Origin of the sequence: Flavobacterium pectinovorum (assembly GCF_006438875.1) — a bacterium.
GTDB classification, from domain to species: Bacteria; Bacteroidota; Bacteroidia; order Flavobacteriales; family Flavobacteriaceae; genus Flavobacterium; species Flavobacterium pectinovorum_A.
Genome location: NZ_RCZH01000028.1, coordinates 1 through 14,540 on the forward strand (window position 1 = coordinate 1; position 14,540 = coordinate 14,540).

A 14,540-nucleotide genomic window follows, 5' to 3' on the forward strand; every position below is an offset into this window, starting at 1 on the left:
TGATATGCAAATAAACTTGATGTCCACGAATAGGAAAATCCTGAACCGTTATCTCCTCAAAGAATCCTTTTGAACTTAATTTAGATTCTCTGTATTCTTTAGGTATTGAATTAATCTCTTTTAGATAAAGATGAAGTGTTTCACCTTCTTTTTTATAAGACGTGAGTTCAAAGTAGTCTACTATTATTTCAGGTAATAATAACTTAAGAAGGTCGATAAAAGAATCTTGCATTGGGGGTAATTTTAAAATACAAATATCTATATTTTAATATTTCTCCACAACAATATGTTTTGACCCTTTTTGACGGGAATTCTTCATATGTTTCTTTTAATTTATTGCCTTTAATATATTCATTTGTTATTTTGTCCTGAGTATAATAGCTATACGTTGGGCATTTATTTTTAAGTACATCATAAGAATTTCCATAGTATACATCCTTTATTCTTAATATGTCAAATTGATTTTTGCGGACAAAATTTTCAAATGTTTCAGTGCTGCATTTTTTAATTATATGCTGTAAAATATAATAATTGGTAGCATTATAATTAAACTTCTCTCCAATTTCAGATTGTAATGGTAATTTTTTAACCATCAACCACGCTGAATCTTGTCCTTTATCTCCAATCAGTCCTTTCTCATTCTCAATGTCAGGAAGTCCAGATGTATGGCTCATCAATTGTTTAATTGTTATTTTTTTCCAATTTTCCGGTATAGAGTCTATATATTGAGAAATTGGATCATTGATGTTTAGCTTATTTTGTTCTTGTAATTGTATTACGGCAACTGATGTGAAAACTTTGGAGATAGAATTAATTGAAAAGATGGTATTCTTTTTTACAGGTGTCGAAAATGATACATTAGCAATTCCAATTGCTTCGGATAATAGAATCTTATTATCTCTAATTATTACAAGCTGACAGCCAGGAATTTTCTTTTCAATCATCTCTTTTTTGAGATAGTTAATGATTTCAGTCTTTTTATTTTGAGAGAAAAGAAAATTACCATAAAAAATTACGATCCATAAAATAGATTTTTTTATTTTCATAATGGTAGTTTTCTCAAAGTTAAACATATTAGTTTGTAATATTCATATTCAATTGAGATAGATTATATAGTATAGTTTGAAAGCTAGAATCCTATGTGTTTTTAGCAATGTATTCAGAAGGCGACATAGAAAAGTGTTTTTGAAAGTTCCTGCCAAAGCTTGTTTGAGATTTATAACCAACCATCTCGGCAATTTCATACATTTTATAATTTTCATTCAACAGTAATTCTGCAGCTCTTTTTAAACGGACAATATTAATTAATTCATTTGGACTTAAATTCGAAATATCTTTGATTTTTCGGTATAAGGTCGAGCGGCTCATATTCATTATTTCGGCTAGAGATTCGACGCTTAAATCGGGGTCGGTAATATTTTTTAGGATTTCGTCGTCGAGTTTTTTTAGGAATTTTTCATCGGTTTTGTTATGTGCAATACTCTTGATATGCGATAGGGGAGAACTTGCATAATAGTTCATGATCTGTTTTCTGTTTTCAATAAGATTGTTAACCTGAACCTTTAAATAATCCATTGAGAATGGTTTTGCTATGTAGGCGTCGGCACCAACTTCCAAGCCGTCGATTTGTGATTTTAGCGAGTTTTTGGCGGTTAGTAAAATTACTGGAATATGACTGGTTTCCAGATTTGTTTTAATTTCTCTACACATCTCAATTCCATCCATAACCGGCATTGAAACATCGCTGATAACCAACTGAATGTTCTCATTGTGAATAATTTTAAGGGCATTTTCTCCGTTGTCAGCCTTTGAAATTGTGTATGTGGAAGCTAATTCGGCAGTAATGAAATTCAATAAATCTTCATTATCTTCTACAACTAAAATCTGTGCTTTTTCATTTTTTGTTTCGGTTTCAATTTTTTCAATTTTAGTCTGAATCTGTTCTTTTTCAGAATCAGTATAAAACATAAATTCTTCTTCCTGATGCAAAGGAACAATTAGCTCAAAAACGTTGAGTTCTAAATCCGGAATCAACTGTAGATTTCCATTGTGCAATTGCGTTAACGAATGCGCCAACGAAAGTCCTATTCCCGTTCCGGAAGTCGAATCCATATTATCAACTCTGAAAAATGGCTCGAAAATCTTATCTTTTAGTTGAAATGGAATCAATTCCCCATCATTTTTAACAATTAAGGTCAGTTTTTTATCATCTCTAAATAAGGATATAAAAACCTTGTCTTTAGAATATTTAATGGCATTACTGATTAAATTGCTCAATATTTTTTTAAATGCTTCTTTGTCTACAAAAGCAAAAATGTCTTTTTCGCCCAATTCGAGTTCAAACTCAATTCCTCTTTCTTCTATCAATTGACTGAATCTCAAATGTAAATTCCTGACGATGGATGAAATATTTGCTTCCACAAAAGTGAGTTTCAAACCACCAATTTCGGATTTTCTAAAGTCTAATAATTCATTTACGAGTTTCAATAATCGTGAAGTGTTTTTCTTCATTATAGAAAGATTCTGTGGAACTTCAGGCGATTGATGCTCCATAACTAAAAGTTTTTCCAAAGGCCCTTTTATAAGCGTTAATGGCGTTCTGATTTCATGCGCTACATTGGTAAAAAAGTCAATTTTTGCCTGATAGATTTCTTTTTCTTTTTCGTCATTCAGATGTTTTATTTTGCGGTTGTTTTTAATTTGTGTAAGATTTTGAGAATATCGGATGATATAATAAAACGAGCCGCAAATCAATAGAAAATAGAAAAAATAAGCATAGGAACTTGCCCAAAACGGAGGCAAAATCCTGATTTTAAGTTCTACTTCTTTACTCCAAATACCAAAACTATTTAACGATTTTACTTTAAAAACATAATCTCCAGGCGCCAGTTCAGTAAAGAAAACTTTATTGTTTCTTTCGAGATACACCCACTCATTATTTACATTTTCTAATTTATACCAATATTCTGTGAGTTCCGGCGCTGTATAATTTAAGGAAGCAAATTCAAGATTAAATGACGATTGATCATTGTTAAGTTCGAGTTCGTCAAGATGCGAAATAGATTGTTTTATAGGAGAATCATTTTCGTTTGCATCGATATCCTTATTATTAATCTGAAGATTGGTAATAAAAATAGAAGGTGTGTATTTGTTTTTGGTGAAATTCTTTGGGTTGAAACTGATCATTCCGTTTAGATTTCCAAAGTACATATCTCCATTACTGTCTTTGAAAGCAGAACTATAATTAAACTGATCGCTCAATAAACCATTTGCCGTAGTGTAAATCTTTGTTTTTTTATGATTCGGATTAAATTTTACCAGACCTTTAGATGTCGTTAACCACAAGTTTTTAGTATCGTCTTCTAAAATAGAATATACGACATTGCTAGGAAGTCCGTTTTTGGTCGTGAATTTGGTAAAAGTTCTATTTTTTTTATCGAATAAATTCAGGCCATTTTCGGTAGCAAACCACAAGTTTTTGTAACTGTCTTCAAAAATAGAGTTGATCGAGTTGTTGCTGATTCCTTTTGGATTTTTATAATCGTAGATAAAAACTTCTTTTTTATTGATTTTCGGATTGTAAAAAAATAATCCATCTCTATAACTTCCAGCCCAGTAATTTCCATCGCTGTCTTCTTTAAAATTAGTATAATGTGTGGTTTCAGGGAATATTTTCAGGATTTCGAAATTGTCATTTTTTTCATTGTACTGATAAATTCCCATTGTGGTTACTACAATTAAATCCTTCTTTTTTGTTTCGGAAAAAGAAAAGATAAAATTACTTCGCAAACCTGTCGAAGGATCATTTGCGCTATAATGTTTAATAACGGCTCCAGATTTTTGATCTAAAACATCCAAACCGTGTTCAAAGGTTCCTACCCAAATTTTATTTTTTCGAGGTAATAAGGCATGAATATTATAATAAGAAACGCTGCTTTTACTTCCGTTTGGTAAATACGAAGTAAATTTTCCTGTTTTAGGATTAAATCGGTTCAAACCGGCATCTTCAGTACCAATCCAAAAATCGCCATAATCGTCTTTATGAATTTCCCTAACGGCGCTTCCGCTAATTGAATTTTGATTTTTCTGAGGGAAATATTTCTTGAATTGGGTGTATTGCTTCTGATGATAATTAATTCCTCCAAAATAAGTCCCAATCCAAACCCCATTTTCCTTGTCAATAGTTATAGAATAAGCTGCATTATCAGCAATTGCATACGGATCGTTATAGTTTTTTCTAAGATTTACGCAGTTTTTAGTTTTAAGATCATAAACATAAACGCCAGATTCACTTGCAATCCAGAGTTCGTAATTTCCTTTCTTTTTAAACTGACGTACAAAAACAGGTTCTTTTCCCGCAAATTGAAGCGACGATGTAGTTTTAGTACTTTTTGTATAAACCAGAACGCCATGATCTTGTGTACCTATTAAAATATGGTCATTGTCTAAAGCATAAATAATCGTAATTCTGAAATTTGCTTTATTACCTGGAGGATTTAGGGCAATAGTTTCGAACGATAGGCTTTCTTCAGAATAATGGTATAATTTATTGAGTGAAGAAGCCCAGATTTCACCTTTTGCATCTCTGGTTATTGAGGTTGCAATGAAGTATTTATTTGGGTTAAAAGTTTTGGTTTCTTTTTTACTGATCGCGTATTTATAAAGTATATTTCCTGAAATAAACCAGATGTTTCCTTTTTTATCATGATTGATATCATTAATTCTGTCATTGATTGCTTCGTTTAGAACTGTAAAATGATCTGTTTTTTTATCATATTGATATAAACCTTTGTCGGTTCCTACCCAAATTATGCCTTGATAGGCGTGCAACGATTGTATATAATTACTTCCCAAGCTATGTATCGGGTCGTTTTGGCTTCTGTAAGTTTTAAAGCGATAACCGTCATAACGGTTTAAACCATCTTTTGTACCAAACCACATAAATCCATCTTCATCCTGAATTGATGTAATTACGGTATTGTTTGAAAGTCCTTCTTCGACCTGAAAATGTTTAAAATAATATTCCTGTGAATGAATAAAATTTATCGAAAAAAGAAAGAAAAATAAAAAAAGAAAGAATTTACGCATCGTTATGTTTTTTATGATAAAAATAGGCATCTGCAAATCGTGTCAATCTTCTACAAAATGTTGCAAAAAAGTAATTTGTTATCAATTTTTATACAATTTGAATCATTTGAAATAGAAATTGACACAAATCAAGCATTTTATTTTGAATAAAAATCGTCTACTTTGGATTTTTAAATAAATGATATTGATAATTTTTAAGGCTAAAAAATATAGTATCAATAAAATTAAGTTTGAAAAAATACACCTTTAGTAATTTTGAAATTAAATGAACACATTATTACTAAAGAACAATATTAACTATTTTTTCGCTCGTATCAGAGATGATTAAATTTTTATAGCACAAGTACAAAACCAACCAAAAAAAGAAATTATCTAAAATGAAAAATCAATGAAAGCAAAGTTCACTCAAATTTTAAAGCAGAGATATTACCTCTTGTTTTTCTTTAGTTTATTATTACAACAAACTTATGCACAACAGCAAATTACCGTTAAGGGTCGTGTATCCTCAACAACTGGAGAAGCGATTCCGTTTGCCAATGTAGGAATCAAAAATACTTCAAATGGAGCTGTGACAGATTTTGACGGAAGCTATTCGATTCCTGCAAAACCAACAGATATTTTGGTGTTTAGTTCACAGGGTTACAAATCGACGGAAGTTTCCGTAAACAATCAAACTTCAGTAAATGTTTCTCTAACACCCGACGCACTTTCGTTAAATGAAGTTGTTGTCGTGGGATATGGATCTCAAAACAAAAAGGATTTAACGGGAGCAATATCTGTAGTTAAAGCAAGCGAAATTCAAAAACGACAAATTACTACTGTTGCTGACGGATTGCAAGGTCTGGTTACGGGCGTAAAAGTTCGTGGCGGCGGAAGACCTGGTCAGGAAGCTAATATCGAAATTCGGGGTCTTAAAAATCTTCAAAATACAAATCCATTATATGTTATTGACGGTTTGATAACATCGGCAAACAGAGATTTTAATCCGAATGATATTGAAACTATTCAGGTTCTTAAAGATGCATCTGCAGCGGCAATTTATGGTTCACGAGCGGCAAATGGTGTAATTATCATTACGACTAAAAAAGGTAAAAAAGGACCTCTTGTAGTAGAAGTTTCTGCAAAATCAAGTTTTACTTCTATGCCACGATATAGTTTAATGGGAACTGATGAGTTTGCAAAATTAAACAATCAGGCATATGATAATGCCGGAATTCCGAGACAAAACCTGAATATGGCTGTAAATACAGACTGGCAGGATGAAGTTTTTGAAAACGGAATGATTCAGGATTATAACGTAAGTGTTGCCGGAGGAGGAGAGAACTCTTCATTTTTTATGTCCGGAAATTATTTCGGAAATGACGGAACGGTTGTGGGAACTGATTTCGACAGAATCTCATTCCGTGTCAATTCAAGCGGATCAAAAGGAATTTTTAGTATTGGTGAAAATTTAGCCATCAGCAATTCTAAAACAGATGAAATGTCCGGTAATCCAATTATTGACGTTTATAGATTAACACCAACAATTCCGGTTTACGACGCTTCTAATCCTGGAGGTTATGGGTATGGAAAGCAAGGTGTCGCAGATACTTTTGGTACTAACCCATTGGCACTTGCTGATTTTTCTAATGCTACAAATGAAAATTTCAGAATTAGAGGAAATGTATGGACGGAATTAAAATTTACGCCTTGGTTAAAATACCGTTTTAATTTAGGGTATGAAACAAGCTTTGACAGCTATAATTTCATGAGAAAATTAGGAAACTGGACTTTAAATCAACCCGCTGAACAATCTTTCATCAACCAAAATAAAGCAAGATCCGAAACACTTCTTTATGAAAACACTTTGACTTTCAAAAAAGCATTTGGCAAGCATGACCTTACGGTTTTAGTGGGACAAACTTTCCAAAAAGACAGTTACAACCAGATTTACGGAACAAAGAGAAATCTGATAATAAACCCAAGTACAGGACAATATTTTGATGTGCTGGATTTAGGAGATCTTCCGGAAGTTGGAGGATTTAAAAACGAAGCTGCTTTAACATCCTATTTAGGAAGATTAGAATACAATTATGATAATCGTTATTTATTTAATGCTGTTATCAGACGTGACGGTTCCTCAAAATTTAGCGATGAAAACAAATGGGGAAATTTCCCTTCTGTTTCGGCAGGATGGAGATTAAGCAACGAACCTTTCTTTAAAGTTGATGCTATTAAAGATTTAAAATTCAGAGCGAGTTACGGAGAATTAGGTTCTGGAAATATTGATCCATACCAATATCAGGGTTTTGTAAATAAAAATGGAGCAATTGTGTTAGGAAACGATCAAGTATTGTATCCTTCAGGAACACAAGTAAGATTAGCGAATTCGCAATTGCGTTGGGAAAAACTGAAACAAACCAACCTTGGAATTGATCTAGGTTTATTAAACAATGATTTACGTTTTACGGGAGATTATTTTATTGCCCGTACAGAAGATGTATTGTTTGGTTTCCCAATTTTAAATACAACAGGAAATGACGGAGGAAACCCTATTTCTAATGCTGCAACTGTCGAAAATAAAGGTTTTGAATTGGAATTGGCTTACAGCAAAAAAATCAATAGTTTCTCTTTTAATGCTTCTGTCAATTTTACAAAATTAAATAACAAACTGGTTTCCTTAGGTAACGGACAAAACGAAAGTATTCAGGGAAATACAATTACAAGAGCTGGAAATGCAGTAGGAATGTGGTATGTTTTGCAAACAGACGGTTTGTTTCAAAGTACCGCAGAAGTTCAGAACTACAAAAATGCCGATGGAAAAGTAATTATGCCAAACGCCCAGCCGGGAGATATCCGTTTTAAAGATGTTAACGGCGATGGTGAAATTACAAACGAGGACAAAGACATCGTAGGGAGTCCATGGCCGGAATTTGAAATGGGATTGAATGCCGGAGCAGAATACAAAGGGTTTGATTTTTCTATGAACTGGATTGCTTCTCATGGCGCTACTGTTTACGACGGATTTAGAAGTGTAGTGGACCGTTTTGATGATAATAGCAATTACAGAACCGGAATCCACCCATGGACGCCTGAAAACCCCAATACTGATTTTCCTAGAATTGTAAAAGGAACAACTTTAAACTCAAGAGGAGACAGTGACAGATTTTTGGAAAACGGTGATTTTATCCGTCTGAAATACATTGGATTTGGATATAATATCCCACAAAGTGTTTTGGCTAAATCTGGTATTACAAGAGCAAGATTAACATTATCTGCACAAAACGTGATTACAATTTCTAAATACAAAGGATTGGATCCTGAGTTTAGTAACAGTAATATTTTTGAAAGAGGTGTTGATAATGGCGCTTTTCCAAATTTACAGACGTATTCTTTTGGTGTTGAGTTTAGCTTTTAATTTTAAAAAAATAGCATAATGAAAAAAATAATATTAATAACGGTGGTTTTTGTTAGTCTCATGTTTACAGCTTCATGTGATGATCAGCTTGAACTAAGCAATCCAAATGCCCTGACAACAGATCAGTATTGGAAAACAGAAAGTGATGCACAAGCAGGTGTGAACTCCATTTATGCCATGTTTTATAAAGATGGTTTATGGGCAAGATGGATTTATTTCCGTTTAGATCTAACTTCTGACGAAGGATTTAGTAATAGCCCGTGGACAGAATTAGCTGATTGGACGAGATTTAATTATATCAATTATAATTTTTGGGAAGGAAACGTTGTAACGTGGAGAGATACCTACAAAGCTATTTTTAGATGTAATCAGGTATTGGCAAATGTGCCGAATATTTCTTTTCAGAATGAAGAGAATAAAAAACAAATCCTGGCTCAGGCTAAATTTTTAAGAGCTCTACATTACTATTATGCTGCGGTTTTATGGGAGAACATTCCGGTTGTTTTGACGCCGTCATTACCAAATGATTTGCCGGAACAAAAAAATGTAACCGAAGTTTGGGCTCAAATAGAAAAAGATTTGAATGAGGCTTACGCCGATTTACCATCAACATGGGCATCTGACCAAACCGGAAGACCGGATAAAGGTGCTGCAAAAGCTTTTTTGGCAAAAGTTTACATGCAGCAACATAAATGGGCTGATGCAAAAACAGCTTTAGAATATTTAATTTCTGGTCCGGGCGCCAAATACAGTTTGGTTTCTAACTACAAAGACAACTTTACAGATGTTAACGAAAACAACAGCGAATCAGTATTTGAAATTCAATTTGGAGACCAAAGGAAAGGCGGAACTGACGAAAGCCAAAGTGCTGCAGTTTCAAGCAACCGCGCTCAGTTTTTTGCTCCAAGAAGTATTGGCTGGTCTGATGGACAAGCTCGTTTTTGGCTTGTAAATGCTTTTAAACAAGAAAAAGATAAAAATAACGGAATCGATATCCGACTAAAACATACGTTATTTTATCCTGGTTTATTGGCCGATTTTGGTGATAAAGTATACGGAAAAGACTGGCAATGGGGCGCTGATGAAGCATGGTTTAGAAAAGGAGCCAGAGATTATTACAGATCAAATGAAGATTACTACAATCAGGTCAATTACAGATTGATTCGTTACGCTGATATTTTACTTCGTTATGCTGAAGTTTTGAACGAAACGGGAAATACTGCCGGAGCTTATCAATATGTAGATCAGGTCAGAGCGCGTGTAAACATGAATACTTTAGCCGCTGCACATCCTGAAATTGGCAACGATCATGATAAATTTTTAGAAAGATTAAAAACAGAAAGAGTTCTTGAATTGGCTGGCGAAAGTGTTCGTTGGGAAGATTTAAAACGTTGGGGAGATTTAGATTCTCAGTCTTCTGTAGATAAGATTTCGCTTCGTGATCCTGATTTTAAAAACTTTAAAGTTGGTAAAAATCAAAGATTACCAATTCCGCAGGTAGAAGTTGCTAATAATCCAAATTTAAAACAACACCCAGAATATTAAAAACATTTTTAAGGGAATCAGATTCCAAAATCTGGTTTCCTTATCCTAAAGAACGATTGTTCATACTTAAGAAATTTTATAATGAGAAAGATAAAACTGTATCTGACGCTTACGTTAGCTGGGCTTTTATTGCTTAGTTGCAACAAAACAAAAAGCACTTCTGAAAAAAATAAAGATGAAACCGCTACGGTCGAAAAAAGAGAAATCTGGACAAAAGAACAAGCCAGTGAATGGTACGGAAAACAGCCATGGCTAGTAGGCGCAAATTATTACCCAAGTACAGCCATTAATCAGTTAGAAATGTGGCAGGCGGATAGTTTTGACCCAAAAAGAATCGATCAGGAATTAGGCTGGGCCGAAGGTATTGGTATGAATGTAATGCGTGTTTATTTGCACGATTTACTACACAAACAAGATGCAAAAGGGCTTTATAAACGAATGGATACATTCTTGCAAATTGCAGAAAAACATCACATTAAAGTGTTATTTGTTTTGTTTGATTCCTGCTGGGATCCGTTTCCGGCATTAGGGAAACAAAGAGTACCAAAACCTTTTACACACAATTCAGGCTGGGTACAAAGTCCGGGACAAAAGGTTTTGCAGGATTCAACTCAATATCCTCGTTTAGAAAAATATGTAAAAGAAACTATTTCGGAATTTGCAGCTGATGATCGTATTTTAGGTTGGGATGTCTGGAACGAACCGGATAATATGACTGGACCATCTTATGAAGCTGTTGAAATTAAAAACAAAGCAGCGTTGATTTTGCCACTTTTAAAGAATGTTTTTATCTGGGCGAGAGAAAGTAAACCATCGCAACCGTTGACTTCAGGAGTTTGGGTAGGCGATTGGAGCGATCCAAATAAAATGCTTCCAATGCATAAAATGCAAATAGAACAATCTGATGTTGTTTCTTTTCACAATTATAATACTCCTGCAGATTTTGAAAAAGTGATCAAACAATTACAACGCTACGGAAAACCACTGATTTGTACCGAATATATGGCAAGACCAAACGGAAGTACGTTTGAAGGTTTCTTGCCGGTTGCCCGTAAATACAATATTGGAATGATCAATTGGGGATTAGTAGACGGAAAAACACAAACCAAATATGCATGGGACAGTTGGACAAAAACATACAACGCCGAACCAAAATTATGGTTTCATGAGGTTTTTCGCAATGACGGAACGCCATACATAAAAGCAGAAACAGATTTGATTAAAAAAATGACATCTGAGGTGAATAAGAAGAATTAGATAATTAGGCAATTAGAAAATTAGATAATTCTGTAATTCGAAAATAATCAGATAATTTTCCAATTAATACCGTTTTAAAATTATCTAATTATCTAATTGGTACATTGACACATTCAAATATTGGCTCATTAAAAAAATTAAAACTGATGATAAAACAACTTATTTTTCTGGGAATACTGTGGATTGGATTTTCCGCGAAAGCGCAACAGCCAGATCCTCCGGGACAAGTTAAAGGCAGCGAAAAACCGAAGAACGAAGCCTATCTATTTGCGCACATGACGCATAACGATTACGGCAGATTGTATTATTCCGTAAGTCTTGATGGTTTGCATTGGGATAATTTAAATAATGGAAAAAGGGTTTTTGAAGATTATAAAGGTCATCCTGATATTTGCAAAGGACCTGACGGAAAATATTACATCGCAGGAAACACAGGCGATGATGCAAAAACAATCAATATTTGGGTTTCAGATGATTTAATTACCTGGAAAAAACATTCCGATTATACGCCCGATTTGAAAAGTACACCGGATTATGCGAATGCTCTGCAACGAATTGGTGCTCCAAAATTGTATTACGATAAAGATTCGGGGAAGTTCATTATGACTTGGCACACACCGCATCTTGACGGAACAAAAGAAGATCCGGAGCGTTATTGGGCGAGCCAGAGAACATTATATGTTTTATCTAAAGATTTAAAAACTTTCGAAGGAACTCCAAAACGATTATTCGATTGGGATATGGGAACCATTGATGTCTTTATTCGTAAAGTTGGCGATTCCTACTATGCCGTTATCAAAGATGAAACCTACCCAACTTTGTATTGGACAACCGGAAAAACAATCCGAATTGCAAAATCAAAAAACCTTTTAGGACCCTATTCTTTGCCCCAGCAATCTATTAGTCCAAACTTTAGAGAAGCTCCAATGCTGATTCCTTCTCCAGATGATAAAATTTGGTACATGTATTACGAGCAATATCCTGGAGTTTCATACGGATTATCAATTGCGGATAATCTAAACGGACCTTGGTTTCAGGCGTCAGGATATACTTTTTTTGCCGATTGGGACAAATATAGTTTTCCTGAAAAAGTACGCCACGGATGTATGGTGACAATTTCAAAAAATGAATACGATAGTTTGGTGAAGAAATTTGGCTTGACCAAAACAGAGAAAAAATGATAAATGATTAATTGTGGAGTTGTCAATTCTAAAATGCAAACAATAGCATTTATAATTAACAATTAATAATCCACAATTAATTTAAAGATTGGTTAGTTAAGTTAGTTTGTAATTACCAGGTTATACGGGAATATAGCCTGCTAATTCATTAGTACTTGAAAAAAAAATGCCGAAACACAGATATAATATGAAGAATAAAATTACAGTTTTCCTATTCCTTTTTTTGGGATTTGTGGCACATGCACAATGGAAACCGCAAGGCGATAAAATCAAAACAAAATGGGCAGAACAAGTCGATCCTACTAAAACATTACCAGAATATCCCCGTCCGATTATGGAGCGCAGCCGATGGAAAAATTTAAATGGTTTATGGAATTATGCCATTCAGGATTTTGGAAAAACAGCGCCTTCAAAATATGATGGGCAAATTCTGGTTCCGTTTGCGGTTGAATCGAGTTTATCCGGCGTTATGAAACAAGTGGGAGCGGAAAAAGAACTTTGGTACGAAACCAATTTCTCCATTGATTCTAATTGGAAAGGTCAAAATATTTTACTGCATTTTGGCGCTGTAGACTGGAAAACAGAAGTTTGGATAAACGATATAAAGGTGGGTTCGCATACCGGCGGTTATACTCCATTTTCGTTTGATATTACACCTTTTATCAAAAACGGGAAAAAGCAGAAATTGACTGTAAAAGTTTGGGATCCGTCAAACGATGGACCACAGCCAAGAGGAAAACAAGTTAAAAATCCTGAAGGAATCTGGTACACTCCCGTTACCGGAATTTGGCAAACGGTTTGGATAGAACCGGTAAATGCCAAGAATATTACTGCATTAAAAACAACTCCGGATATTGATCAAAACAGCATTAGTATAAAAGCAGATGTTGCCGGAGCAGAAACAGGAGACATTATTGAAATTTCTGTTTTTGATGGTGGAACTGAAATCGCAAAAGAAAAAGCGGTTGTAGGCGAAAGCTTAGATATCGTTTTGAATAATCCAAAATTATGGTCGCCTGAAACTCCGTTTTTATATCAGACAAAAATCAGTTTAATCAGTAAGAATAAAGTGGTTGATCAGGTAGAAAGCTATTTTGCAATGCGAAAAATTTCATCAAAAAGAGACGAAAACGGAATCGTAAGAATGCAGCTGAACAACAAAGATTATTTTCAGTTTGGTCCGCTTGATCAAGGCTGGTGGCCAGATGGTTTATATACGGCACCAACGGACGAAGCTTTAAAATATGACATCATTAAAACGAAAGAATTAGGTTTTAATATGATTCGGAAACATGTAAAAGTAGAACCGGAACGTTGGTATACACATTGCGATCAACTGGGAATTTTAGTCTGGCAGGATATGCCAAGCGGAGATGAACAGCCAGTTTGGCAAAATAAAAAATATTTTGAAGGAACTGAATTGCAGCGTTCTGCTAAATCTGAAGCTATTTACAAAAAAGAATGGAAGGAAATTATGGATCATTTGTATTCCTATCCAAGTATTGTGGTTTGGGTTCCGTTTAACGAAGCTTGGGGACAATTTAAAACCGTTGAAATTACCAATTGGACTAAAAATTATGATCCAAGCCGATTGACGAATTCTTCAAGTGGAGGAAATCACTTTCAGGCGGGAGATATTTTAGATTTACACAATTATCCGGGACCGGAAATGTATCTGTATGATGCCCGAAGAGTAACTGTTTTAGGCGAATATGGAGGAATTGGTTTACCGCTTGAAGGGCATTTGTGGAGAACAAATGACAATTGGGGATATGTGAAGTTTAAGAATGAAAACGAAGTTACAGCAGAATATATCAAATATGCTAAAATTTTAAAAAGCTTTGTAAAATCAGGATTTTCGGCAGCAGTTTATACACAAACGACTGATGTTGAAGGTGAAGTAAATGGTTTTATGACCTATGATAGAAAAGTGGATAAAATGGATTTTAAAGAAGTAAATAAAATCAATACTGAGGTTATTAATGTCTTGAATCAGAAGAATAAATAAATGCCTTTGATTGCGGTTGTTTAACACATAGAAGCATAGCTTTTAGAATCGAAAAAAAGAATAT

At 34.1% G+C, this 14,540-nt stretch carries 7 protein-coding genes and 1 pseudogene; 5 read left to right on the forward strand and 3 right to left on the reverse strand.

Going from position 1 to position 14,540, the window contains the following annotated elements; all coding sequences use genetic code 11:
* From EAH81_RS27780 to EAH81_RS26100, 3 genes and pseudogenes are all read right to left on the reverse strand, one after another.
* Positions 1–232 (reverse strand): annotated as a pseudogene (locus EAH81_RS27780) (DDE transposase); the annotation flags it as partial.
* Positions 204–1,046, reverse strand: coding sequence for a serine hydrolase domain-containing protein (locus tag EAH81_RS26095; protein WP_241676662.1), 843 nt, complete (start codon positions 1,044–1,046; stop codon positions 204–206). The gene EAH81_RS26095 and the pseudogene EAH81_RS27780, both read right to left, overlap by 29 nt.
* Before the next feature lie 91 nt (positions 1,047–1,137).
* Positions 1,138–5,088 carry a two-component regulator propeller domain-containing protein gene (locus EAH81_RS26100; protein ID WP_140511922.1) on the reverse strand — a complete coding sequence of 1,317 codons (3,951 nt, stop codon included), beginning with the start codon at positions 5,086–5,088 and terminating at the stop codon, positions 1,138–1,140.
* A gap of 388 nt (positions 5,089–5,476) precedes the next feature.
* On the opposite strand from EAH81_RS26100, the gene EAH81_RS26105 reads away from it, so the two are divergent.
* The 5 genes from EAH81_RS26105 to EAH81_RS26125 all read left to right on the forward strand — a co-directional run bounded on the left by EAH81_RS26105 (position 5,477) and on the right by EAH81_RS26125 (position 14,476).
* Positions 5,477–8,485, forward strand: coding sequence for a SusC/RagA family TonB-linked outer membrane protein (locus EAH81_RS26105; RefSeq protein WP_140511923.1), 3,009 nt, complete (start codon positions 5,477–5,479; stop codon positions 8,483–8,485).
* A gap of 18 nt (positions 8,486–8,503) precedes the next feature.
* Positions 8,504–10,030 (forward strand): RagB/SusD family nutrient uptake outer membrane protein, encoded by a 1,527-nt coding sequence (locus tag EAH81_RS26110; protein WP_140511924.1) that lies wholly within the window; start codon positions 8,504–8,506, stop codon positions 10,028–10,030.
* Positions 10,031–10,111: 81 nt separating this feature from the next.
* Positions 10,112–11,287, forward strand: coding sequence for a cellulase family glycosylhydrolase (locus EAH81_RS26115; RefSeq protein WP_140511925.1), 1,176 nt, complete (start codon positions 10,112–10,114; stop codon positions 11,285–11,287).
* A 146-nt stretch (positions 11,288–11,433) separates the two neighbouring features.
* Entirely contained in the window at positions 11,434–12,468 is a 1,035-nt protein-coding gene (locus tag EAH81_RS26120; protein WP_140511926.1) for a glycoside hydrolase family 43 protein, read from the forward strand.
* A gap of 187 nt (positions 12,469–12,655) precedes the next feature.
* Positions 12,656–14,476: a glycoside hydrolase family 2 protein gene (locus EAH81_RS26125; protein WP_140511927.1), complete on the forward strand. Its 1,821-nt coding sequence runs from the start codon at positions 12,656–12,658 to the stop codon at positions 14,474–14,476.
* Positions 14,477–14,540: the final 64 nt, after the last annotated feature.

Bases quoted from the DNA above. Each gene is read 5' to 3' on its own strand.
- EAH81_RS26095 (WP_241676662.1), bottom strand. From the start codon at position 1,046: ATGAAAATAAAAAAATCTATTTTATGGATCGTAATTTTTTATGGTAAT.
- EAH81_RS26100 (WP_140511922.1), bottom strand. From the start codon at position 5,088: ATGCGTAAATTCTTTCTTTTTTTATTTTTCTTTCTTTTTTCGATAAAT.
- EAH81_RS26105 (WP_140511923.1), top strand. From the start codon at position 5,477: ATGAAAGCAAAGTTCACTCAAATTTTAAAGCAGAGATATTACCTCTTG.
- EAH81_RS26110 (WP_140511924.1), top strand. From the start codon at position 8,504: ATGAAAAAAATAATATTAATAACGGTGGTTTTTGTTAGTCTCATGTTT.
- EAH81_RS26115 (WP_140511925.1), top strand. From the start codon at position 10,112: ATGAGAAAGATAAAACTGTATCTGACGCTTACGTTAGCTGGGCTTTTA.
- EAH81_RS26120 (WP_140511926.1), top strand. From the start codon at position 11,434: ATGATAAAACAACTTATTTTTCTGGGAATACTGTGGATTGGATTTTCC.
- EAH81_RS26125 (WP_140511927.1), top strand. From the start codon at position 12,656: ATGAAGAATAAAATTACAGTTTTCCTATTCCTTTTTTTGGGATTTGTG.